Here is a 1,089-nt window from a genome sequence, read left to right as displayed (position 1 = left end):
CTGCGCGGCGTCGAGGTGCGCATCGCGGCAGGGCTGAAAGTCGCCATCAGCGGCGCCTCCGGGGTCGGCAAGTCGACCCTGATCGACCTGCTGCAGCGCTTCTACGACCCCAGTCAGGGCCGCATCCTGCTGGACGGCCGCGACCTGCGCGAACTGGAGCTGGCCGAGCTGCGCCGGCGTATCGCCGTGGTCAGCCAGGACATCGTGCTGTTTCGTGGCAGCCTGGCCGACAACCTCGCCTACGCCGCACCGCAGGTCGAGCGCGCGGCTATCGAACAGGTGGTGCGCCTGGCCCGCCTCGACGAGCTGGTGGCCAGCCTGCCGCAGGGCCTCGACAGCCAGCTCGGCGAGCGTGGCCAGCAGCTCTCCGGCGGGCAGAAGCAGCGCATCGCCATCGCCCGCGCGCTGCTCCAGGCGCCGCTGATCCTGGTGCTCGACGAGGCCACCTCGGCGGTGGACGAGAACACCGAACGCGAGGTGATCGCCGCCATCGACGAGCTGTTCGCCGACCGTACACGCATCCTCATCAGCCACCGCCGTTCGACCCTGGCGCAGTGCGATCTGCACCTGCAGCTGGCCGAGGGGCAGCTGCGGCCGCTGCCGGCGGAGGCCGCGAGCGATGCCCGCTGAACCGCGTATCGGCCTGGTCGACAGCGGCCACGCGTCGGCCCAGGCGCCGCTGATCCGCGCCGGGCGGCGTTTCTGGCTGGACGGCGAAGCGCTGTGCGAGGGAGCGCTGGCGGCCGATGACCTTGGCCACGGCGCCGCGGTGATCGCCAGTCTGACGGCCGAGGCCGGCGCTGCCGAGCTATGCCTGGCCCAGGTATTCGACGGCCGCGGGCAGACCAGCGCGCTGCAACTGGCCGCCGCCATCCACTGGCTGATCGAGCAGGACGTGGTGCTGATCAACCTCAGCCTCGGCCTGCGCCAGGACCGACCCTTGCTGCGCCAGGCCTGCGCGGCAGCGAGCGCGGCGGGCATCCTGCTCTGTGCCTCCAGCCCGGCCCAGGGCGCAGCGGTGTTCCCGGCGGCCTATCCGCAGGTGCTGCGCATCACCGGCGACGCCCGCTGTGCGCCGGGGCAGTGGTC

Annotated in this window: 2 protein-coding genes; both read left to right on the top strand. The window is 72.5% G+C overall.

Annotation, left to right across the window (positions count from 1 at the left end; all coding sequences use genetic code 11):
* A partial coding sequence (locus tag N878_RS21800; RefSeq protein ID WP_021445649.1) for an ATP-binding cassette domain-containing protein occupies positions 1 to 630 on the top strand: 630 nt, incomplete at its 5' end.
* A partial coding sequence (locus tag N878_RS21795) for a hypothetical protein (protein WP_021445648.1) occupies positions 620 to 1,089 on the top strand: 470 nt, incomplete at its 3' end. The genes N878_RS21800 and N878_RS21795, both read left to right, overlap by 11 nt.

Source organism: Pseudomonas sp. EGD-AK9 (genome assembly GCF_000465935.2).
GTDB lineage: Bacteria > Pseudomonadota > Gammaproteobacteria > Pseudomonadales > Pseudomonadaceae > Aquipseudomonas.
Note: the sequence above shows the minus strand (reverse complement) of the source record. Positions and strands in the feature narration are given on the sequence as shown.